The sequence below is a fragment of the Metallibacterium scheffleri genome, assembly GCF_002077135.1.
Taxonomy (GTDB): domain Bacteria; phylum Pseudomonadota; class Gammaproteobacteria; order Xanthomonadales; family Rhodanobacteraceae; genus Metallibacterium; species Metallibacterium scheffleri.
In genome coordinates this window covers 1,240,541-1,262,018 of sequence record NZ_LDOS01000002.1, presented here as the reverse complement: position 1 = coordinate 1,262,018, position 21,478 = coordinate 1,240,541, and the positions used below count along the sequence as shown (strand labels likewise).

The window sequence follows — 21,478 nt, the reverse complement described above, 5'->3', positions numbered from 1 at the left end:
ATGATGGAAGTGGAAAACTCCGCGCAGCGTCATGCCCGCGCCTGCGGGCATCCAGCGCCGCGCAGGGCAACGCCACTGGATCCCCGGCTCGCGCTGCGCGCGCCCGGGGATGACGAGGGATACGTGACGCGCGCTGCGGATGACGCGGGATACGTGACGCGCACTGGGGATGACGAGGAATTCCTGAGTTACGCGCGGGGATGACCAGGACGGCGTGACGCGCATGCGGAAAAGTCGGGGACGGCACGGCGTGCGCAACGCCTTGTCCCGAGTCTCGGCTTTGTTCAAACCTCCAGCGAGGCGAGGTCGCCCTTGCGCTCCAGCCAGGTCTTGCGCTCGCCGGAGCGCTTCTTGGCCAGCAGCAGGTCCATCAGGCTGGCGGTGGCGGCGGCGTCCTCGACGGTAAGCTGCACCAGACGGCGCGTGTCGGGGTGGATGGTGGACTCGCGCAACTGCCCGGGATTCATCTCGCCCAAACCCTTGAAGCGCGTCACGCTGACCGCGCCGCGCATTTTCTCGCGCTCGATGCGCTCCAGCAGCGCGCGCTTTTCGTCCTCGTCCAGGCAATAGAACATCTGCTTGCCGACATCGACGCGGAACAGCGGCGGCATGGCCACGAACACGTGGCCGCCCTGCACCAGCATCGGGAAATGCCGCACGAACAGCGCGCTCAGCAGCGTGGCGATGTGCAGGCCGTCGGAGTCGGCGTCGGCGAGCACGATGATCTTGCCGTAGCGCAGGCTTTCGATCGAATCCACGCCGGGATCGCAGCCGATGGCCACGGCCAGATCGTGCACTTCCTGACTGGCCAGCACCGCGCCGGATTCGACTTCCCAGGTGTTGAGGATCTTGCCGCGCAGCGGCAGGATCGCCTGAAACTCGCGGTCGCGCGCCTGCTTGGCCGAACCGCCGGCGGAATCGCCCTCGACCAGGAACAGCTCGGTGCGCGCCAGGTCCTGGCTCTGGCAATCGGCCAGCTTGCCGGGCAGTGCCGGGCCTTGCGTGATGCGTTTGCGCAGCACCTGCTTGCTGGCCTTCAGGCGCGCGTTGGCGCGTTCGATGGCGAGCTGCGCGATGGCCTCGCCGAGCTCGACGTGCTGGTTCAGCCACAGGCTGAAGGCATCGTGCAGCGCGCCTTCCACCAGCCCCGCGGCATCGCGCGAGGACAGGCGCTCCTTGGTCTGGCCGGCGAACTGCGGATCTTTCATGCGCAGCGACAGCACGTAGGTCACGCGCTCCCAGATGTCCTCGGGCGCCAGTTTCAAACCGCGCGGCAGCAGGTTGCGCAGCTCGCAGAATTCGCGCAGCGCGCTGGTCAGGCCACTGCGCAGGCCGTTGACGTGGGTGCCGCCCTGCGTGGTCGGGATCAGGTTGACGTAGCTCTCCTGCACTAGCTCGCCCTCGGGCAGCCAGGCCAGGGCCACATCGAGCTGGCTGTCGCTGCGCTTGATCTGCTGCTGGAACAGTTCCGGCGGCAGATGCTCGAGCCCGGCCAGCGCGCCGCGCAGGTAGTCGTTGAGTCCATCCGCGTAGCGCCACTGCTCGCGCTCGCCGCTGGCGGCATCGAGCAGGCTCACGCTCAATCCGGCGCACAGCACCGCCTTGGCGCGCAGCAGATGGCGCAGCTTGGGCAGGGCGAATTTGGGCGTATCGAAATACTTGGATTCGGGCCAGAAGCGCAGCGTGGTGCCGCTGCGCTTTTTCGGCGCGGGGCCGACGATTTCCAGCTTGCCCAGCGGCGCGCCATGCGCAAAACACATGCGGTATTCGCTGCCGTCGCGGCGGATGTTGACTTCGACGCGGCTGGACAACGCATTGACCACCGACACGCCCACGCCGTGCAGGCCGCCGGCAAAAGCGTAGTTGCGATCGGAGAATTTTCCGCCGGCGTGCAGGCGCGTCATGATCAGCTCGACGCCGGAGATGCCTTCCTCGGGGTGGATGTCCACCGGCATGCCGCGGCCATCGTCGCTGACCTCGACCGAGCCGTCGTCGTGCACGATCACATCCACCTGGCTGGCGTGGCCGGCAAGGGCTTCATCCACCGCGTTGTCGATGACTTCTTGCGCCAGGTGATTGGGACGCGTGGTGTCGGTATACATGCCCGGGCGGCGCTGCACCGGCTCCAGGCCGGTGAGCACTTCGATATCGGCGGCGTTGTAGCGGCTGCTCATGGGGTCTCGTTGCACAAGGGACGCGGCAGGGTGGAGAGATCGCGCGCCGTGGTCAAGCGGCCAACGGCGCGCAGCGGGCTTCGAGCCAGTCGCGATCGGCGCCGGACAGGCGCGGCGCGAGCCGCGTCCAAACCTGCGCATGGTAGGCATCCAGCCACTCGCGCGCGGCGGCATCGAGCAGTGCGGGTTCGAGCGGGCGCGTGTCGAAGGGGCACAGCGTCAGCGTCTCGAATTCGAGAAACGTGCCGAACTCGGATTGCGCGGCCTCGCGTGTAGCCGCGAGATTTTCGTGGCGCACGCCGTGGCGCCCCGGGCGATACAGGCCGGGCTCGATCGAGGTGACCATGCCCGGCTCCAGCGCCACCAGCGCGCCGCCAGGTACGGGTGGGCGGATGCCCTGCGGGCCTTCGTGCACGTTGAGGAAGTAGCCCACGCCGTGGCCGGTGCCGTGGCCATAATCGGCGGCGGCGGCCCACAGCGGCGCGCGCGCCAGCGCATCGAGCTGCGGCCCGCTGGCGCCGGCCGGAAAACGCGCGCGGCTGAGCGCGATCATGCCGGCCAGCACGTGGGTGAAATCCGCGCGTTCCTCGGCCGTGGTCTCGCCCAGCGCCCACACGCGGGTGATGTCGGTAGTGCCGCCAAGATACTGCCCGCCGGAATCCACCAGCAGCAGGCCGCGTGCCTGGAGCCGGGCATGGTGCGCAGGCGTGGCGCGGTAGTGCGGCAGCGCGCCGTTCGCGGCGTAACCGGCGATGGTGGCGAAGCTGGGCGCGATGAAATCCGTTTCGCGCGCGCGCTCGGCGCAGACGATCGCGTCCACGTCCAGCTCGCTCAGCGTTTCGCCGGCGCGCACGCGCGTGTCGATCTGGCGGAACGCGCGCACCAGCGCGGCGCCGTCGCGCGCCATCACTTCGCGCCAGTGCACCAGCTCGCCGGTGCTCTTGCGTGCCTTGGCCGCGGTGCTGGGGTTGCCGGCCTCGATGCAGCGCACACCCGTGGGCAGCGTCGCCAGGGTGGCCACGGCGACGCGTGCGGGATCGAGCAGCAGTGTCGCATCTTGCGGCAACGCGGCCAGCGCGGCGCCGATGCCGGCGTAATCGGCCAGCGCGATGCCGTCGGCCTGCAAGGCGGCCGCCAGTGCCGCGTCGATCTTGCCCGGCGGCACGAACAGCGTGGCGCGCTCGGTGTCGAGCAGCAGGTGCGCGAGGAATACCGGGTTGTATTCGACATCGCTGCCGCGCAGCAGGGTGAGCCAGGCGATGTCATCGAGGCTGCTGAGCAGGTGCTGCGTGGCGCCGGCCTGCTGCATCTGCGCGCGCGTGCTGGCCAGACGCGCGGCGCGCGTGGCGCAGGCAAAGGCGGGATCGTGCGCGCGGACTGGTGCCGTTGGCAGCGCCGGGCGCGTGCTCCAGATCGCGCCCGGCAAATCCTCCAGCAGCAGCTCGATACCGGCGGGATCGAGGGTCGCGCGCAACTGGCGCGCGCCGGCGAGGCTGAGCATGTCCGGCGCGATCGCTACCCTGGCGCCCGCGTTCAGGCGCGCGGCCAGCCACGCCAGATGCTCGGGTGCGTAAGCCACGCGCTGCTTCATCAAGACGATGCCGCTGCTGGCCAGCTCGCGTTCGGCCTGCTCGAAATAGCGGCTGTCGGTCCACAGTCCGGCGTGGTCGCTGGTGACGATCAGGGTGCCAGCCGAGCCAGTGAAGCCGGAGAGCCACGCGCGCGATTGCCAGCGCGCCGGCAGGTATTCGGACATGTGCGGATCGGCCGTGGGCACGATGCAGGCGGCGACGCCGCGCGCCTTCATGTGGCTGCGCAGGGGGCACAGACCGGAGTGATGGGTCATGACGATCTCCGCTCGCGGGAAAGGAGGCGAGCCGGTAAAGTATGGCTTTCCCGGCGCAGTCGCATCCATGACTCCTCTGATTTTCGTCACCGGCGGCGTGGTTTCCTCGCTTGGCAAGGGCATCGCCGCGGCGTCCTTGGCGGCCATCCTCGAGGCGCGCGGGCTCAGCGTCACGCTGATGAAACTCGACCCCTACATCAACGTCGATCCGGGCACGATGAGCCCGTTCCAGCATGGCGAGGTGTATGTCACCGATGATGGCGCGGAGACCGATCTGGACCTCGGCCACTATGAGCGTTTCGTGCGCACACGCCTCGGCGGCAAGAACTCGGTGACCACCGGCAAGATCTACGAAGCCGTCATCCGCAAGGAGCGCCGCGGCGATTATCTCGGTGCCACGGTGCAGGTGATCCCGCACATCACCGACGAGATCAAGCGCGTGATCGACGAGGCCACGCGCGGCTTCGACGTGGCGCTGGTGGAGATCGGCGGCACCGTGGGCGATATCGAGTCGCTGCCGTTTCTCGAGGCCATCCGCCAGTTGCGCGTCGAGCGCGGCCCGACGCACTGTCTGTTCATGCACCTGACCCTGGTGCCTTACATCAAGGCCGCCGGCGAGATCAAGACCAAGCCCACCCAGCACTCGGTGAAGGAACTGCGCTCGATCGGCATCCAGGCCGACGTGTTGCTGTGCCGCTCGGAGCAGCCGTTGCCCGAGGGCGAGCGGCGCAAGATCGCGCTGTTCACCAACGTGCCCGAGCGCGCGGTGATCAGCGCGGTGGATGTGGAAGTGATCTACGAGCTGCCACTGTGGCTGCAGCAGCAGGGCCTCGACGAGATCGTCGTCGAGCAACTGCACCTGCAGGCGCGTCCGGCCAATCTGGCGGAATGGGAAGCCACCGTGGCCGCGGTGCGCCACCCGCGCGACAGCGTCGATGTCGCCATCGTCGGCAAGTACGTCGAGCACAAGGACGCCTACAAGTCGCTGGGCGAGGCCTTGCGCCACGGCGGCATCCGCCAGGCCACGCGCGTCAACCTGCACTGGATCGATTCCGAGCGCGTCGAGGCCGAGGGCGCCGCGGCGCTGCTGGGCAACGTTGATGCGATCCTGGTGCCAGGCGGTTTCGGCAAGCGTGGTTTCGAGGGCAAGGTGCTGGCGGCGCGCTATGCGCGCGAGCATGGTGTTCCGTATTTCGGCATCTGTTATGGCATGCACGCGGCGGTGGTCGAGTTCGCGCGTAACGTGGCCGGTCTCGCAGGCGCCGACTCCAGCGAGAACGACACGCGCACGCCACACCCGGTGATCGCGCTGATCACCGAGTGGACCACGGCCAGCGGCAGCGTCGAGCGCCGCAGCGAGGACTCGAACCTCGGTGGCACCATGCGCCTGGGCGCGCAGGAATGCCGACTGGCACCGGGCACGCTGGTGCGCGAGATGTATGCGCAGGACGTGATCCGCGAGCGTCACCGGCACCGCTACGAGTTCAACAACACCTACCAGCAGCAGTTCGCCGATCTCGGTCTGGTGATGGCCGGCAAGAGCATGGACGGGCTGCTGGTCGAGATCATCGAGCTGCCGCCACAGCAGCATCCGTGGTTTCTCGGTTGCCAGTTCCACCCAGAGTTCACCTCCACGCCGCGCGACGGGCATCCGCTGTTCATCGGTTTCGTGCGCGCCGCGCGCGAGCACAAGCTGCTGCGTGAGGCGCCACGCCTGGCTGCGGAGCACGTGGCATGAAGCTGTGTGGATTCGATGCCGGGCTGGAGCACCCGCTGTTCCTGATCGCCGGGCCGTGCGTGATCGAGAGCCAGCAGCTGGCGCTGGACACGGCCGGCCAACTCAAGGAGATCACCGCGCGCCTGGGCGTGCCGTTCATTTACAAGTCCAGCTTCGACAAGGCCAACCGCACCTCGGTGAGCGGCCATCGCGGTCCGGGCCTGGAGGACGGGCTGCGCGTGCTGGCCGAGGTCAAACGCCAGATCGGCGTGCCGGTGCTGACCGACGTGCACGAATACACGCCGCTGGCCGAGGTGGCCAGCGTGGTCGATGTGCTGCAGACCCCGGCGTTCCTGTGCCGGCAGACCGATTTCATCCAGAACGTGGCGCGCGCCGGCAGGCCGGTGAACGTCAAGAAAGGCCAGTTCCTCGCGCCCTGGGACATGCAGCACGTGGTCGACAAGGCCCGCGCCACCGGCAACGCGCAGATCATGGTGTGCGAGCGCGGCGCCAGCTTCGGCTACAACAATCTGGTGTCGGACATGCGTGGCTTGAGCGTGATGCGCGCCACCGGTTGCCCCGTGGTGTTCGACGCCACGCACTCGGTACAGCTGCCGGGCGGACAGGGCGCGCAGTCCGGCGGGCAGCGCGAGTTCGTGCCGGTGCTGGCGCGCGCGGCCGTGGCGGCTGGCGTCGCCGGGCTGTTCGCCGAGACGCATCCCGATCCGGCGCATGCGCTCAGCGACGGTCCCAACGCCTGGCCACTGCACAAGATGGCCGCGCTGCTCGAGGTGCTGGTCGAACTCGATCGCACGGTCAAGCGTGCCGGCTTCATCGAGCACACGCTGTAACGACTCCATTCCATCGCAGAGACCGCCATGACCCGCATCCGCAGCATCCAGGCACGCGAAATTCTCGATTCACGCGGCAACCCGACGCTCGAGGCCGAAATCACGCTCGAGAGCGGCCAGGTGGGGCGTGCGGCGGTGCCCAGCGGCGCCTCCACCGGCTCGCGCGAGGCGGTGGAGTTGCGCGATGGCGACACGTCGCGCTTCGGCGGCAAGGGCGTGTTGCAGGCGGTGGGTCACGTCAATGGCGAGATCGCGCAGGCGCTGAAGGGTTTCGACGTGGCTGACCAGAGCGGCCTCGACCGCCGTTTGTGCGAGCTGGACGGCACGCCCAACAAAGGTCGCCTCGGCGCCAATGCCATCCTTGGCGTGTCGCTGGCGGCGGCGCGCGCCGCGGCGGCGGCGCGAGGCGTCGCGCTGTGGCAATACCTGGCGCAGGGTCGCGACGTGCATTTGCCGGTGCCGCAGATGAACGTGATCAACGGTGGCGTGCACGCCAGCAACAACCTCGACATGCAGGAGTTCATGATCGTGCCGGCAGGCCTGCCCAGTTTCAGCGAGGCCTTGCGCGCGGCATCGGAAACCTTCCACGCATTGAAGGCCGTGCTCAAGCAGCGCGGATTGTCCACGGCGGTGGGTGATGAGGGCGGTTTCGCCCCTGATCTGGGTTCGCACGAGGAGGCCATCGAAACCATCCTCGAGGCCATCACCGTGGCGGGTTATCGGCCCGGCAAGGATATTTTTCTCGCGCTCGACCCGGCTTCGTCCGAGTTTTTCGAGGACGGCATGTACAACCTGGCCGGCGAGGGCCGCCGGCTCAAGCCCGAGCACCTGATCGAGCTGTACGAGCTGTGGGTGGATCGCTATCCGATCATCTCGATCGAGGATCCGATGGCCGAAGGCGACGACGCCGGCTGGAAGCTGATCACCCAGCGGCTGGGCCGACGCCTGCAGATCGTCGGCGACGACAATTTCGTCACCAATCCGGCGATCTTCAGGGCCGGCATCGCCAACGGCATCGCCAACGCCATCCTGATCAAGCTCAACCAGATCGGCACGCTCAGCGAAACGCTGGAAACCATGCGCATCGCCGAGCAGGCCGGCTACGCGCAGGTCATCTCGCACCGTTCCGGCGAGACCGAGGACACCTTCATCGCCGATCTGGCGGTGTCAGGAACCGCCACCCAGATCAAGACCGGCTCGTTGTGCCGCAGTGATCGCGTCGCCAAATACAACCAGTTGCTGCGCATCGAGCAGGCGCTGGATGGCGCCGCGCGCTTCCGCGGTCTGGCTGCGTTTCCGCGTCTGCGCGTCTGATCGATCCCCATGTGGCGCTGGCTCTCGCTGATTCTGCTGGTGCTGCTGATCTTTCTGCAGTCACGGCTGTGGTGGGGGCCAGGCAGCATGCAGGAAGTGCGCGCGCTGCGCGCGCAAGTGCAGGCACAGGCCGCCGACAACGAACGTTTGCAGAAACGCAACGCGCTACTCGAGGCCGAGGTAGCCGACCTCAAGAACGGCACCCATGCCATCGAAGCGCACGCGCGTTCCGAACTGGGCCTGATCAAGCCGGGCGAGGTGTTCTACCAGGTCGTGCCGCAGAGTAACCCCGCCGGTGCCAGCAGTGCCGGACAGTGACCTCGCGCGCTGCTGGTGCGTGATCCCCGCTGCCGGGCGCGGCACGCGCATGGGCGCGGCGCTGCCGAAACAGTACCTCGATTTGGCGGGGCAGCCACTGTTGCTGCACACGCTGCAGCGCCTGGCCCGGCATCCGCGCATCGCCGGTCTATTGGTGGTGCTGGCAGCGGATGACGCGCGCTGGCCCGGCATCACGCAGCTCGCGGACAAGCCGGTGTTGACCGCGACCGGTGGCGCCGAACGCGCCGATTCGGTGCTGGCCGGATTGCGCGCCTTGCCGGATACGGTGGTTGCGCAAGAGTGCGTGCTGGTGCATGACGCCGCGCGTCCGCTGCTGCGCGCCGATGACCTCGAATGCTTGATACGGGCCGGCTGGACGCACCCTGACGGCGCGATTCTCGCCGCGCCGGTGCGCGACACGCTCAAGCGTGCCGATGCCGCCGGTTGCATCGCGGCCACGGAGCCGCGCGCTGGCCTGTGGCGCGCGTTGACGCCGCAGATGGCGCGGCGCGGCGATTTGCAGCGTGCGCTGGCCGATGCCTTGCAAGCCGGTGTCGCGGCCACCGACGAGGCCATGGCATTGGAGCGCATCGGCCTGCATCCGCGCCTGGTCGAAGGCAGCGCGGACAACCTCAAGATCACCACACCCGCCGACCTGACCTACGCCGAGTTCTGGCTGGCGCACAACGACTGAGTCCGAGCGTCGCGGATACTCCGCGCGCTCGTTCGACAATGGTTGCGCTGGCACTAAGCTATATCCCCCGGCGCGCCCTTGGCCGGGCTCTGTTCTGCGACAAGGAACCAGCGCATGGCGGGTATCCGCATTGGTCAGGGTCTGGATGTGCATGCCTTTGGCGTGGGCGATCACGTGATGTTGGGCGGCGTACGCATCGCGCATACCCGGGGTGTGATCGCGCATTCGGATGGCGACGTGGTGATCCATGCGCTGTGCGATGCGCTGCTGGGCGCGCTGGCACTGGGCGATATCGGCAAGCACTTTCCGCCGTCGGAGGCGCGTTGGCGCGATGCCGACAGCCGCGAGTTTCTGCGTGCCGTGGCCGCGATGATGCGCAAAGCCGGCTGCGCGCTGGGCAATGCCGACGTGACCGTGGTGTGCGAGCAGCCCCGGGTGGCGCCGCATGCCGCGGCCATGCGCGTGCTGTTGGCCGCCGACCTCGGCTGCGAGATGGAGCGGATCAGCATCAAGGCCACCACCAGCGAGCGCCTGGGGTTCACCGGGCGCGGCGAAGGCATCGCCGCGCAGGCCGTGGTGCTGCTGGTGACGGCATGATGTTCCGGCGCCGGCACGACGCCTGGGTGCCGGAATTGAGTTGCAGCCTGCCGATCTGTGCCTGCGCCGCAGCGCAGACTGCGGTTGGCGAAGACAGGACCTTCAGCGCACCGCCAACAGCACGAGCGTGGCGCCGCTGCCACCCTGGTTGGCGCGCGCCGAGGCAAAGGCGATCACGTCCGCGCGCCGGCGCAACAGGTGCGCCGTGAGCGCCTTCAGCACCGGACCACGCTGCCCCGAGCGCAAGCCTTTGCCGTGGATGATCTTGATGCAGCGGTAGCCGGCGCGCTGGCTGTCGGCCAGGAACGCGGCCAGCAGTTCGGTGGCTGCGACAGCGCGCAGATGATGCAGGTCGATCTCGTCCTGCACGCTGTACTCGCCGCGACGCAGGCGCTTGAGCAGGCGCGGCGAATGGCCGTCCCTGAGATACAGCAGTTCATCGCCGAGCTCGATCGCGGTGGCATCGAAGTGGCCGTGCAGCAGTTCATCCAGCACCGCGGCATCGTCGGCGGCGGGCATGTGCGCGCGCGGCGCCGGCGGCGCGCGGCGCGGCGGCGGTTCCTGCGCCGGCAGGCGGCGCAGCGGCCCGACCGCGGCGCGGAACAACTGCGCGGCATCTTCTGGCTCGGTATCGACGTGACTGCGCTTGCTCATGTCGAGTAAAAAGAGACTTCCCGCTTCCAACGGCCTCGAGGGCCATGATGGTTTTTACAACCGTCAGCAGAAGGGGAAGTCTCGATGAGCACTATAACCATGGGCGTGGATTTGGCGAAGAACCTGTTTTCCGTATGTGCGGTGGATGGCGCCGGACACGTGCAGCGGCGGCAGGATCTCGGGCGTGAAGCGTTTGCGCTGTGGCTGGCGCAGGTGCCGGCCGGCACCGTGGTGGCGATGGAGGCATGCAGTGGCGCGCACCATTGGGCGCGGCGCTGTTTGGAGGTCGGTCTGCAGCCGCGCTTGATGGCGGCGCAGTTCGTGACGCCGTTCCGCAAGAGCCGCACACTGAAGAACGACCGCAACGACGCCGAGGCGATTGCCACGGCGGCACGCCAGGGCAACATGCGCTTTGTGCCGGTCAAGTCGGTCGAGCAGCAGGCGCGGCTGGCATGGCATCGCGTGCGCGAGGGCTACAAGACCGAAGGGCTGGAGATCAGCAACCGCCTGCGCGGTCTGCTGGCCGAGTTTGGCATCGTGATGGCGCAGGGTGACCGGGCGTTGCGCATCGCCTTGGCGGATCTCGACGCAGCGGCATCGTTGCCTGCGGAGCTGAAGGAACTGCTGCGCGATCTCAGCGCGCACTGGGCGCAGGTGCGCGACCGCATCGCCGCGTGCGATGCGCGCATCGAAGCGCACGCCAAGGCGGATGAGCGCTGCGTGCGGCTGCGCGCGCTGATCGGCATTGGCCCGCTCACCGCCGATGCGATGGTGGCGAGCGTCGGCTCGGCCAAGGAGTTCAAGAACGGCCGGCAACTGGCCGCATGGCTCGGCCTGGTGCCGACCCAGCACTCCAGCGGCGGGCACACCCGCCTGGGCACGATCAGTTGCCGCGGCGATGCCTACCTGCGCACGCTGCTGATCCAGGGCGCGCGCAGCAGCCTGCAGCGCGCCAAGGTGACTGCACAGGATCGGGCCACGCCCGAGCAGATCTGGATCCGCCAACTGGCGTGTCGGATGCCGTTCGGCAAGCTGCTGGTGGCGATTGCGAACAAACACGCGCGGCAACTGTGGGCGATGCTGGCGCGCGAGGAAGCCTACGACGCCGAGGCGTGGCTGAAGCACCCGATGGTGCAGCGCCCGGCCGGCAAGCGCGCGGTGAGGATCGCCGGCATGGCATGACACGAACGCACATCCTTTCACGTCAGCGCGAAGTGGTCGACAACGGTCAGACCGACCCGGAGAGAACCTGACTAACCTGCCGGACGTCACCCCGTGTTTCGGCTGATCCCCGAACACCGACGATACCGAAAGACGAACGAGGTCTCCGGGTGCGGTTTATACCCTGGTCCGCGCCAGCATCAGCGGCGCAACAAGACCGTTTATGGAAATGCAGTCTGACATTCGTTGCATCACCACGCAGCACTGACACGCACGACGCAGCAAAGAGGACAACACGATGACCAGCCATGGCCCGAAAGCTCAAGGCAAGAACCTCAAGCGCGCGGCGTTGACGGGAAGTCTCTTATGGGCAGGTTAGCAGCGCCGCCGTGCAGGTCTCGTGGCGACACCCGCGGCTGATAGAATCGCGCGCTGCAACCGCCGCGTGTCGCGTGCGGTGATTCGGGATTCTCATGCACGTGCTGATCAGCAACGACGATGGCGTGGATGCTCCTGGCATTCATGTGCTGGCCAAGCATCTGGCCGCGCTGGGGCGCGTCAGTGTGGTCGCGCCGGATCGCGATCGCTCGGGCGCCAGCAATTCGCTGACGCTGGATCAGCCGATTCGCGCGCTGCGCATGGAGGACGGCCGCTTCCGCGTCGCCGGCACGCCCACCGATTGCGTGCATCTGGCGCTGTCCGGACTGCTCGATGACGATCCCGACATCGTCGTGTCCGGCATCAACAACGCCGGTAATCTGGGCGACGACGTGATTTATTCCGGCACGGTGTCGGCGGCGATGGAAGGACGCTTTCTGGGCTTGCCGGCGATCGCCGTATCGCTGGTCAGCGTCGATCATGTCGGCGAGCATTACGCCACCGCGGCGGAGGCGGTGCTGCGTCTGGTGCGGCGCCTGGTGGCGCAGCCGCTGCCGGCCGATACCATCCTGAATGTCAACGTGCCTGATCGACCATGGCGCGAGCTGGCTGGTTTCGAGGTGACGCGCCTCGGCCGCCGCCATCGCGCCGCGCCGTGCCTGCGCAGCGAGGATCCGCGCGGCAAGCCAGTATGGTGGATCGGCCCGGTCGGCGCCGCCGAGGATGATGGTCCTGGCACCGATTTCGATGCGGTGCGCCGCGGTTGCGTGTCGGTGACGCCGATCCAGGTCGACCTGACGCGCTTCCAGGCGCTGGAAACCGTGGCGGCGTGGATCGATGGTCTGGATGCCGAGCTGCCGCATGCGGGATCGTTGTGAGTCACTATCACGCGCCGGTGCTCGATCAGGGCGGGCAGGGCATGACCTCGCAGCGTGCGCGCGATCGCCTGGTGGCGCTGTTGCGCGAGGAAGGCATCCGTGACGCACGCGTGCTCGAGGTCATGCGCACCCTGCCGCGGCATGTGTTCATCGACGAGGCGCTGGCGCCGCGTGCCTACGAGAACACCGCGCTGCCGATCGGCTTCGGCCAGACCATCTCGCAGCCTTGGGTGGTGGCGCGCATGACCGAGGCGCTGCTCGAATTCGGTACACCGGCCAAGGTGCTCGAGATCGGCACCGGTTCGGGCTATCAGGCGGCGGTGCTGGCACGGCTGCTGCCCAATGTCTACTCCGTCGAACGCATCGACGAACTGCTGCGCCAGGCGCGGCGCCGGTTTCGCGCGCTGAAGTTCGAGAACATCCGCACGCGCCACGACGACGGCATGCTGGGCTGGCCGGCCGAGGCGCCGTTCGACGCGATCATCCTCACTGCCGCCGGCGAAGTGGTTCCGCCGGAACTGCTGGCGCAGCTGGCGCCTGGCGGCATGGTGCTGGGTCCGTTCGGACCGGCTGATCAGCAGCACCTGTTGCGTTTCCGTCGCGATGCGGCCGGCACGCTGCAGCAGGAGAACCTCGGCGCGGTCAGCTTTGTGCCATTGCTGGCGGGAACGCGCTGATGCGCCTGTTCGGCGCGATGTACCAGCGCGTGCTGGGCTGGTCGCGGCATCCGCATGCCGAGCGCTATCTTGGCGGCCTGAGTCTGGTCGAGGCGTTCGCGTTTCCGGTGGCGCCCGAGTTGCTGCTGGCGCCGATGTGTCTGGCGCAGCCGCGGCGTGCCTATCGCTATGCCGGCATCAGTCTGGCATTTTCCCTGATCGGTGCGCTGGTCGGTTATGCGTTGGGCCATTACGCTTTCGACGCCTTGCAGCCTTGGCTGCTGCAACTGGGCTGGATGGCCCCGATCGAACGTCTGGTCGCGGAGTTGCGCGTGGATGTGGCCGAGCATCCGTGGGCCGCGTTCTGGCTGCTGGTGCTGGCCGGTTTCACGCCGGTGCCGCTGAAGCTGTTCACCTGGGCAGCCGGCATCGTCGGCGTGCCATTGCTGGCTTTTCTAGCCAGCATGGCTGTCGGGCGCGGCAAGCGCGTGTATCTTCTGGCCTTCATGTTGCGCTGGTTGGGACCACGCGCCGAACTGTTTCTGGCGCGCTGGGTCGAATGGCTGGGCTGGGGTGCGATGGGTTCCCTGGTTCTGTTGGGTTTGTGGTGGTTCGGATTCAACTGAGGTTCGCATGCGCCCGTGCCCGCGCTTTCGCCTGTTGCTGATCGTCGCGCTCGTGGCGCTGCTGCTGGCGGCCTGTTCCACCCAGCCGCGCGTGGTGGCGGTGCGCCGTGCCGCCCCCTATGGCGCGCCCGCATCGCGCGTGGCCGAGCGCCCTGGCTACTACCGCGTTGTCGCTGGCGACACGCTGTACAGCATCGCTTTCCGTCACCAGATGGATTACCGCGAGTTGGCGCGCATCAACAGTATCGGGCCGCCGTACACGATTTACCCCGGGCAGGAGTTGCGTTTGCACCGTGCGCCGGGCATGGCGGGCATCGCACCGCCGCCAGTCGCAGCGGCGCCAGTGGTTGTCACGACGCCCACCGCGGTTGCCACCGTGGCGGCCACCGCGAGCAGCAGCCCGACGTCAATGAACGGCGCGGCCGCGATGAGCCCGGCGCCAGCGAGCGCGAACACCGCCGTGATCAGCGGCGGGCCGACACGCAGCGTCGATGGCATCGTCTGGCGCTGGCCGGTGGATGGTCCGGTGCTGGCTGGTTTCGAGGCCGACGAGCCGGGCCGCCAGGGTCTGGATATCGGTGGGCACATGGGTCAGCCAGTGTATGCGGCGGCCTCCGGCGTGGTGGTTTACAGCGGCAGTGGCCTGGTTGGCTACGGCGAGCTGATCATCATCAAGCACAGCGACAGCTATCTGTCGGCTTATGGCCACAACAGCGTGCGCCTGGTCAAGGAAGGCCAGAATGTCGTGGCCGGGCAGGAGATCGCGGAAATGGGCAATAGCGGTGCGCCGCGCGTCGAGTTGCATTTCGAGATCCGCAAGGACGGCAAGCCGCTCAATCCGCAGGATTTTCTGCCCAGGCGCTGAGTGTCGTGGTGCCCCGGTGTGCGCTCAGCCGGGCAGGATGAAAGCGGCGACCACGCGGCGGCCCTCGTCGGACAATACCGTGTAGGTGCGCGCGCAGGCGGCGTTGTGCATCACCTCGCAGCCGATGCCCCGTTGCAGCAGCGTGGCCAGTGTGGTCGGTTGCGGAAACCGCTGCTGCGCGCCCGTGCCCAGCAGCACGACCTCGGGTTGCAAGGCGAGTACCGCGTCCCAGTGTTCGGGCAGCAACGCGGCGACGTCGCGCACCGGCCAGTTTTCCACGGCCTGGTCGCGACACAGCAAAAAGCTCTGCCGCAGCTCGCGATCGACCACGGTGATGCTGTCAGCGCCGACATGACGCACATACAGCCAGTTGCCGGGACGTTGCAGCGACAGTTCCATCAGCGCGGCAGAGCGAGCTTTGGTTCTTCCGCGTTACGCCGGAACAAGCTGGCGATATGGCCGATGCGTTGCACCAGATCCGCGCCACTGCCGGCGAGCAGGGCATCGAGCAGTTCGGCGCGCGCGGCGCGATCGGCGCCGGTCAGGCGCACCTTGACCAGCTCGTGGCGATCCAGCGCCGCATCCAGCTCGCGCAGCAACGCGGGCGTGACGCCACGGCCGCCGAGTTGCAGTACCGGCTTGAGCGGATGCGCCATGCCGCGCAGGTAGCGAACTTGGGAAGACGTCAGGGCCATGCAGTTGATCTGCTGTGGTCGGATGGCCGCGGAAGGTATCATGTCCAGCCGCGTCGATGGTTCGGGTTTGCGTGAATCGCAGCAAAAGCAGTACGCGCTGGTTGCGCGAACACTTTGAGGATCCCTACGTCAAAAAAGCGCAGGCCGCAGGTCTGCGCTCGCGCTCTGCGTACAAACTGACCGAGCTGATCGAGCGCGATCGCCTGTTGCGGCCGCACATGAACATTGTGGATCTTGGCGCGGCGCCGGGTGGCTGGACGCAGGTGTTGCGCGAGCACCAGGCAGGACAGCGCGGTGCAGGCGGACGCCTGATCGCGGTCGACATACTGCCGATGCAGGGCATCGCCGGCGTGGATTTTCTGCAGGGGGATTTCCGCGCGCCGGATGTTCAGGCCCGCCTGGAAACACTGCTGCGGGGCGAAAAGCTCGATCTTGTGCTTTCCGACATGGCCCCCAACATGAGCGGTGTGGTCCTGTCCGATCAGGCGCGCGCCATGCAGCTGGCTGAACTGGCCAGTCAGTTTGCGCGGCAATGGCTGAAACCCGAAGGCGCGTTTCTGGTGAAATTGTTCCAAGGCGTCGGATTTGATGATTTCGTTCGCGACTTGCGTGCCGGCTTTCAGCGCGTGAGTATGCGGAAACCCAAGGCTTCGCGCGCTCGTTCGCGCGAGGTGTATGCGCTGGCGACGGGTGTGAAGCCTTGAGCGGCGGACGGAGCGGATGATGAACGATATGGCAAAAAATCTGGTGATTTGGCTGGTGATCGCGGTGGTATTGCTGGCCGTGTTCCAGAGCTTCTCGCCTTCCGGCCGCAGTACCGATGCGATGAGTTACACCAGCTTCGTGCAGCAGGTCGACAGCAACAACGTCGGTTCGGTCACGATCAGCGCCGGCATGCCGCCCACCATCACCGGCAAACTGCGCGATGGCAGCGCGTTGCGCACGGTGGCTCCGGCCTACGATTCGGATCTGGTCACACGCCTGCTCAAGCATGGTGTGCAGGTGACGCAGGTGCCCGCCGATGGCGGCAACATCCTGGTCAAGATCCTGATCGACTGGGTGCCGATCCTGCTCATTTTCGGTGTGTTGTTCTGGTTCATGCGCCAGATGCAGTCCGGTGGCGGTGGCCGCGGCGCGATGTCGTTCGGCCGTTCGCGCGCCAAGTTGCAGGGCGAGGATCAGGTCAAGGTGACCTTCGCCGACGTCGCCGGTTGCGAGGAAGCCAAGGACGAGGTGCGCGAGCTGGTCGATTTCCTCAAGGACCCGGCCAAATTCCAGAAGCTGGGCGGGCGCATCCCGCGTGGCGTGCTGCTGGCCGGCTCGCCGGGTACCGGCAAGACGCTGTTGGCCAAGGCCATTGCCGGCGAGGCCAAGGTGCCGTTCTTTTCGATCTCGGGCTCGGATTTTGTCGAGATGTTCGTCGGCGTTGGCGCCGCGCGCGTGCGCGACATGTTCGAGCAGGCCAAGAAACACGCGCCGTGCATCATTTTTATCGACGAAATCGACGCGGTCGGTCGTCATCGCGGTGCTGGCCTGGGCGGCGGTCACGACGAACGCGAACAGACGCTCAATCAGTTGCTGGTCGAGATGGACGGCTTCGAGGGCAGCGAGGGCGTGATCGTCATCGCCGCTACCAATCGCCCTGACGTGCTTGATCCGGCGCTGTTGCGCCCGGGCCGCTTCGATCGCCAGGTGTTCGTGTCCCTGCCCGACCTGCGCGGTCGCGAGCAGATCCTCAAGGTGCACATGCGCAAGGTGCCGATCGGCAGCGACGTGGATGCCATGATCATCGCGCGCAGCACGCCCGGTTTCACCGGCGCCGATCTGGCCAACCTGGTCAACGAGGCGGCGCTGTTCGCCGCGCGCGAAAACTCGCGCGAAGTGCGCATGGATCATTTCGAGCGCGCCAAGGACAAGATCCTGATGGGTGCCGAACGCCGCTCGATGATCATGACCGAGGACGAGAAGCGCCTCACCGCCTACCACGAATCCGGGCATGCCATCGTCGGCTTGAACGTGCCCGATCACGACCCGGTGCACAAGGTCACCATCATCCCGCGCGGGCGTGCGCTGGGCGTGACCATGTTCCTGCCCGAGGCCGATCGCTACAGCCACAGCCGCACGCATCTGCAGAGCCGGCTGGCCAGTCTGTTCGGCGGGCGCGTCGCCGAGGAATTGATCTTCGGTGCCGACAAGGTCACCACCGGCGCCAGCAACGACATCCAGCGCGCCACGCAACTGGCGCGCGACATGGCCACCAAGTATGGCCTCAGCGAGGAACTGGGTCCGATGACTTATGGCGAGGATGAGGACGAGGTGTTTCTCGGGCGCTCGGTCACCCAGCACAAGACCGTGTCCGAGGCCACCGCGCGGCGCATCGACGAAGTGGTGCGCACCACCATCGACACTGCATACAGCCGTGCGCGCCAGATCCTCACCGACAACATCGGCATCCTGCACGCCATGGCGGCGGCGCTGATTCAGTACGAAACCATCGACCGTGAGCAGATCGCGGCGATCATGGCCGGGCGCGAGCCGGGTCCGCCCAGCGACTGGCGCGCGCATGATGACGTTGCCGGCAGCAGCGGCACCAGCGCGGGTGACAGCACGGTCGGCGGCGGCGCCAAACCCAGCGACGGCGTCGGTCGCCCCGCGCCGCAAGCCTGAGACCCCTTGTCGCGGCAGCACGAAAAGGCCTGAGTCCGCGCTGGCCTTTTCCTTGCGTGAGTCAACCTTTTCCAGCGGAGCACTGCATGGCCAGCCTGTTTGACACCACGCCGCAACTGGATTGCGCCGGACGCCCGCTGCGCCTGGATCGTGTGCGCATCGCCGGCATCATCAATGTCACCCCGGATTCGTTTTCCGATGCGGGTCAGCATGCCGATACCGAGAGCGCCATAGCCTACGGTCTGGGTCTGGTCGAGGATGGCGCGGATCTGCTGGATATCGGTGGCGAATCCACGCGCCCCGGTGCCGAATCGGTGTCGATCGATGAGGAACTGCGGCGCGTCCTGCCGGTGATCGCGGGCCTGGCCGCGCGTTGCGGTGTGCCGCTGATGGTCGACACGCGCAAGCCCGAGGTGATGCGCGCGGCGGTGGCGGCCGGCGCCGGCTTGATCAATGACGTGTGCGCGCTGCGCGAACCCGGTGCACTGGACGCCTGTGCTGACCTGGGTGTGCCGGTGTGCCTGATGCACATGCAGGGCGAGCCGCGCAGCATGCAGCAGGCGCCGCACTACGCGGATGTGATCGACGACGTGCATCGCTTTCTCACCGAACGCGTTCTGTCATGCGAGCTGGCTGGCATTCCGCGTGGCCGCGTGCTGGTCGATCCCGGCTTCGGTTTTGGCAAGACGCTGCAACACAACCTGGCTTTATTGCAGGCCTTGCAGCGCTTCAGTGGCCTGGGCGCCGGCCTGCTGGTCGGGCTGTCGCGCAAGTCGATGATCGGTAGCGTGACCGGGCAGCGCGAGCCCGCGCAGCGCGTCATTGGCTCGGTCGCCGCGGCGCTGCTGGCGGCGCAGCGTGGCGCGCGCATCGTGCGTGTGCACGATGTCGCGGCCACGCACGAGGCGCTGGCTGTGTGGCAGGCGGTGGAGGATGCAGCGACGCCGGCGGCATCGGCGTCACATGGCGCCCGTCCACACCGGGACGATGAGGACTGAGCCCGCGCGGTGCCGATGCGCGGCGCTATGCTTGCGCGCATGTCCGCCGCAAACCCAGCCACAACAGCTTCCGCCGTGAGCGTGGCCGCGCGCCAGCATTTTGGTACCGATGGCATCCGCGGTCGCGTCGGCACATGGCCGATCAGCGCCGATTTCATGCTGCGTCTGGGTCACGCTGCGGGCGGCGTGCTGGGTCACGGCGCGCGCGGTACGGTGCTGATCGGCAAGGACACGCGCGTATCCGGCTACATGTTCGAGGCCGCGCTCGAAGCCGGCCTGGTGGCCGCCGGTTGCGACGTGCGCCTGCTCGGGCCGTTGCCGACGCCCGCGGTGGCATGGCTCACGCAATCACTCGGCGCCAGCGCCGGCATCGTGATCAGTGCCTCGCACAATCCTTTCGACGACAACGGCGTGAAGTTTTTCGGGCCGGATGGCGAGAAACTCGACGATGCCATGGAACTGGCCATCGAGGCCGCGGTGGCGCAGCCTTTCACCACCGTCGATTCCCACGCGCTGGGCAAGGCGCAGCGCGTGGCCGATGCAGCGCAACGCTACGAGGCATTTTGTCGCGGGACCGTGGCTGCAGACTTCAGCCTGCAGGGTTCACGCATCGTGATCGACTGCGCGCATGGCGCGACCTACCAGGTCGCCCCGCGCGTGTTTCAGGCCCTGGATGCGGCGCTCACGGTGATCGGTGCCACGCCCGACGGGTTCAACATCAACGCCGGCTTCGGCTCCACCCAGCCGCAGGCGCTGCAGCGAGCGGTGCTGGATGCAGGGGCTGACCTCGGCATTGCTTTCGATGGCGACGGCGATCGCGTGCAGATGGTCGATGCGCGTGGCAAGCTGGTGGATGGCGATGATCTGCTGTTCGTCCTCGCGCGTGATCTGGCGGCACGCGGTCAGCTGCATGGCAGTGTGGTCGGCACGCTGATGAGCAACGAGGCGCTGGTGCGTGCGATCACCGCACTGGGAGTGCCATTCGTGCGCGCCAATGTCGGCGACCGCCATGTGCGCCGTGCATTGCGCGAACATGGCGGGATGCTCGGCGGTGAAGCGTCCGGCCATTTGCTGTGCCTGGATCGCGCGGGCGCCGGCGACGGCATCGTCACCGCGCTGGCGGTGCTGGAGGCGCTGGCGCGCAGCGGGCAGACCTTGCAGCAGGCCTGCGCCGATCTGGACCGGTGGCCACAGCGCACCATCAATCTGCGCGTCAGCGCGCCCGCCGACGCGCTGTTGGCGACGCCTGCGGTGCGTGCCGCGCTGGTTGCCACCGAACACGCGCTGGCCGGGCAGGGACGCGTGGTTCTGCGCGCCTCGGGCACCGAGCCGCTGGTGCGCGTGACGGTCGAGGCGCGCGATGCGCGCATGGTCGATCAGCTCGCCGCGCAACTTGCCGAAACCGTAAGATTGGCCGCGGATATCATTCCTGGCGCAGAGGCTATCCCATGAAGCAGGTTCCCACCCTCGACATGCGCCGCTACGACAGCGATCGCGCAGGTTTCGTGGCCGAGATCGGTGCCGCCTACCGCGAGTTCGGCTTCTGCTGCATCAGTGGCCACGGCATCGATGCGGCGCTGGTCGCACGCGCTTACGCGGCCTTCCGGTGTTTTTTCGCCCTGCCGGCCGAGGTCAAGATGAAATACCACGTGCGCGGCGGCGGCGGTGCGCGCGGCTATACGCCGTTCGGCGTGGAAACCGCCAAGGACAGCCAGTATCCGGACCTCAAGGAGTTCTGGCATATCGGCCGCGAGATCGCGCGCGACTCGCGCGACGCCGCGGTGATGCCGCCCAACCTGTGGCCCGCCGAGGTGCCGGGGTTGCGCATCGATGGTTACGCGTTGTATCAGGCGCTGGATGATCTGGGTGCGCGCGTGCTGCGTGCGCTGGCGCTGCACATCGGCCTGCCTGAGCGCTGGTTCGACGACAAGATCGACCATGGCAATTCGATCCTGCGTCCGATTCATTACCCGCCGATCACCAGCCCCGATGTGCCCAATGTGCGCGCCGGTGCGCACGAGGACATCAACTTCATCACCCTGCTGGTCGGCGCCAGCGCCGCCGGACTGGAGGTGCTCACGCGTGAAGGTCAGTGGCTTCCGATCACCACGCACGGCGACGCCATCGTGGTCAACATCGGCGACATGCTGCAGCGCCTGAGTAACCATGTGTATCCATCGACCACACACCGTGTGGTCAACCCCGCCGGCGCGGGCGCACGCGAGCCGCGCTACTCGGTGCCGTTCTTCCTGCACCCCAATTCCGATTTCCTGATCGAAGTGCTGCCCAATTGCATCGACGCCAGGCACCCCAGCCGCTATCCGCAGCCGATCACCGCGCATGGTTATCTGCAGGAACGCCTGCGCGAAATCCGCCTGGTGTGACGCGG

21 protein-coding genes are annotated in these 21,478 nt (G+C 67.3%); 16 read left to right on the top strand and 5 right to left on the bottom strand.

Features of this window, described 5'->3' with window-relative positions:
- Positions 1-284 precede the first annotated feature (284 nt).
- Positions 285-2,174: a DNA topoisomerase IV subunit B gene (gene parE / locus Mschef_RS10835; RefSeq protein WP_081128299.1), complete on the bottom strand. Its 1,890-nt coding sequence runs from the start codon at positions 2,172-2,174 to the stop codon at positions 285-287.
- A 52-nt stretch (positions 2,175-2,226) separates the two neighbouring features.
- Entirely contained in the window at positions 2,227-4,020 is a 1,794-nt protein-coding gene (locus Mschef_RS10830) for an aminopeptidase P family protein (protein ID WP_081128297.1), read from the bottom strand.
- Positions 4,021-4,087: 67 nt separating this feature from the next.
- On the opposite strand from Mschef_RS10830, the gene pyrG reads away from it, so the two are divergent.
- The 6 genes from pyrG (at position 4,088) to ispF (ending at position 9,511) form a co-directional block, all read left to right on the top strand.
- Entirely contained in the window at positions 4,088-5,758 is a 1,671-nt protein-coding gene (gene pyrG, locus Mschef_RS10825; protein ID WP_081128294.1) for a CTP synthase, read from the top strand.
- Entirely contained in the window at positions 5,755-6,588 is an 834-nt protein-coding gene (kdsA, locus tag Mschef_RS10820; protein WP_081128292.1) for a 3-deoxy-8-phosphooctulonate synthase, read from the top strand. Before pyrG ends, kdsA begins: the two co-directional genes overlap by 4 nt.
- Positions 6,589-6,615: 27 nt before the next feature.
- Positions 6,616-7,902, top strand: coding sequence for a phosphopyruvate hydratase (gene eno, locus Mschef_RS10815; RefSeq protein ID WP_081128290.1), 1,287 nt, complete (start codon positions 6,616-6,618; stop codon positions 7,900-7,902).
- A 9-nt stretch (positions 7,903-7,911) separates the two neighbouring features.
- Positions 7,912-8,220: a cell division protein FtsB gene (gene ftsB, locus Mschef_RS10810; RefSeq protein ID WP_081128288.1), complete on the top strand. Its 309-nt coding sequence runs from the start codon at positions 7,912-7,914 to the stop codon at positions 8,218-8,220.
- Positions 8,207-8,914 carry a 2-C-methyl-D-erythritol 4-phosphate cytidylyltransferase gene (ispD, locus tag Mschef_RS10805; RefSeq protein WP_276966505.1) on the top strand — a complete coding sequence of 236 codons (708 nt, stop codon included), beginning with the start codon at positions 8,207-8,209 and terminating at the stop codon, positions 8,912-8,914. Before ftsB ends, ispD begins: the two co-directional genes overlap by 14 nt.
- Positions 8,915-9,028: 114 nt before the next feature.
- Positions 9,029-9,511, top strand: a complete 483-nt coding sequence (gene ispF, locus Mschef_RS10800; RefSeq protein WP_081128286.1) for a 2-C-methyl-D-erythritol 2,4-cyclodiphosphate synthase — start codon at positions 9,029-9,031, stop codon at positions 9,509-9,511.
- A 102-nt stretch (positions 9,512-9,613) separates the two neighbouring features.
- Here ispF and Mschef_RS10795 read toward each other — a convergent pair whose 3' ends face one another.
- Positions 9,614-10,165, bottom strand: a complete 552-nt coding sequence (locus tag Mschef_RS10795) for a Smr/MutS family protein (protein WP_081128284.1) — start codon at positions 10,163-10,165, stop codon at positions 9,614-9,616.
- A gap of 84 nt (positions 10,166-10,249) precedes the next feature.
- Here Mschef_RS10795 and Mschef_RS10790 point away from each other — a divergent pair, with 84 nt between their 5' ends.
- The 5 genes from Mschef_RS10790 to Mschef_RS10770 all read left to right on the top strand — a co-directional run bounded on the left by Mschef_RS10790 (position 10,250) and on the right by Mschef_RS10770 (position 14,729).
- Positions 10,250-11,347 carry an IS110 family RNA-guided transposase gene (locus tag Mschef_RS10790; protein ID WP_081126072.1) on the top strand — a complete coding sequence of 366 codons (1,098 nt, stop codon included), beginning with the start codon at positions 10,250-10,252 and terminating at the stop codon, positions 11,345-11,347.
- A 452-nt stretch (positions 11,348-11,799) separates the two neighbouring features.
- A complete protein-coding gene (surE, locus tag Mschef_RS10785; RefSeq protein WP_081128282.1) occupies positions 11,800-12,582 on the top strand; it encodes a 5'/3'-nucleotidase SurE in 783 nt (260 codons plus the stop codon).
- A gap of 41 nt (positions 12,583-12,623) precedes the next feature.
- On the top strand, positions 12,624-13,259 hold the full coding sequence (locus Mschef_RS10780; RefSeq protein ID WP_081129972.1) for a protein-L-isoaspartate(D-aspartate) O-methyltransferase: 636 nt from the start codon (positions 12,624-12,626) through the stop codon (positions 13,257-13,259).
- Positions 13,259-13,864 (top strand): YqaA family protein, encoded by a 606-nt coding sequence (locus Mschef_RS10775; RefSeq protein ID WP_081128280.1) that lies wholly within the window; start codon positions 13,259-13,261, stop codon positions 13,862-13,864. The genes Mschef_RS10780 and Mschef_RS10775 overlap by 1 nt, the downstream gene beginning before the upstream one ends.
- 7 nt (positions 13,865-13,871) lie before the next feature.
- Positions 13,872-14,729, top strand: a complete 858-nt coding sequence (locus Mschef_RS10770; RefSeq protein WP_081128278.1) for a peptidoglycan DD-metalloendopeptidase family protein — start codon at positions 13,872-13,874, stop codon at positions 14,727-14,729.
- A gap of 24 nt (positions 14,730-14,753) precedes the next feature.
- Here the strand turns inward: Mschef_RS10770 and Mschef_RS10765 are convergent, their stop codons facing one another.
- Together Mschef_RS10765 and Mschef_RS10760 are read right to left on the bottom strand one after the other, a co-directional pair.
- Entirely contained in the window at positions 14,754-15,128 is a 375-nt protein-coding gene (locus Mschef_RS10765; RefSeq protein ID WP_081128276.1) for an Mth938-like domain-containing protein, read from the bottom strand.
- Positions 15,128-15,424: a YhbY family RNA-binding protein gene (locus Mschef_RS10760; RefSeq protein ID WP_081129971.1), complete on the bottom strand. Its 297-nt coding sequence runs from the start codon at positions 15,422-15,424 to the stop codon at positions 15,128-15,130. Before Mschef_RS10760 ends, Mschef_RS10765 begins: the two co-directional genes overlap by 1 nt.
- 71 nt (positions 15,425-15,495) lie before the next feature.
- Here Mschef_RS10760 and Mschef_RS10755 point away from each other — a divergent pair, with 71 nt between their 5' ends.
- The 5 genes from Mschef_RS10755 (at position 15,496) to Mschef_RS10735 (ending at position 21,473) form a co-directional block, all read left to right on the top strand.
- Positions 15,496-16,128, top strand: a complete 633-nt coding sequence (locus tag Mschef_RS10755; RefSeq protein ID WP_081128274.1) for an RlmE family RNA methyltransferase — start codon at positions 15,496-15,498, stop codon at positions 16,126-16,128.
- Positions 16,129-16,147: 19 nt separating this feature from the next.
- Positions 16,148-18,091, top strand: coding sequence for an ATP-dependent zinc metalloprotease FtsH (gene ftsH, locus Mschef_RS10750; RefSeq protein WP_176212443.1), 1,944 nt, complete (start codon positions 16,148-16,150; stop codon positions 18,089-18,091).
- A gap of 86 nt (positions 18,092-18,177) precedes the next feature.
- Positions 18,178-19,089, top strand: coding sequence for a dihydropteroate synthase (folP, locus tag Mschef_RS10745; RefSeq protein ID WP_081128272.1), 912 nt, complete (start codon positions 18,178-18,180; stop codon positions 19,087-19,089).
- 39 nt (positions 19,090-19,128) lie between these two features.
- The gene (glmM, locus tag Mschef_RS10740; protein ID WP_081129969.1) at positions 19,129-20,541 is read left to right on the top strand and encodes a phosphoglucosamine mutase; all 1,413 of its coding nucleotides are present in this window, start codon (positions 19,129-19,131) and stop codon (positions 20,539-20,541) included.
- Entirely contained in the window at positions 20,538-21,473 is a 936-nt protein-coding gene (locus Mschef_RS10735) for an isopenicillin N synthase family dioxygenase (RefSeq protein WP_081128271.1), read from the top strand. Before glmM ends, Mschef_RS10735 begins: the two co-directional genes overlap by 4 nt.
- Positions 21,474-21,478 lie beyond the last annotated feature (5 nt).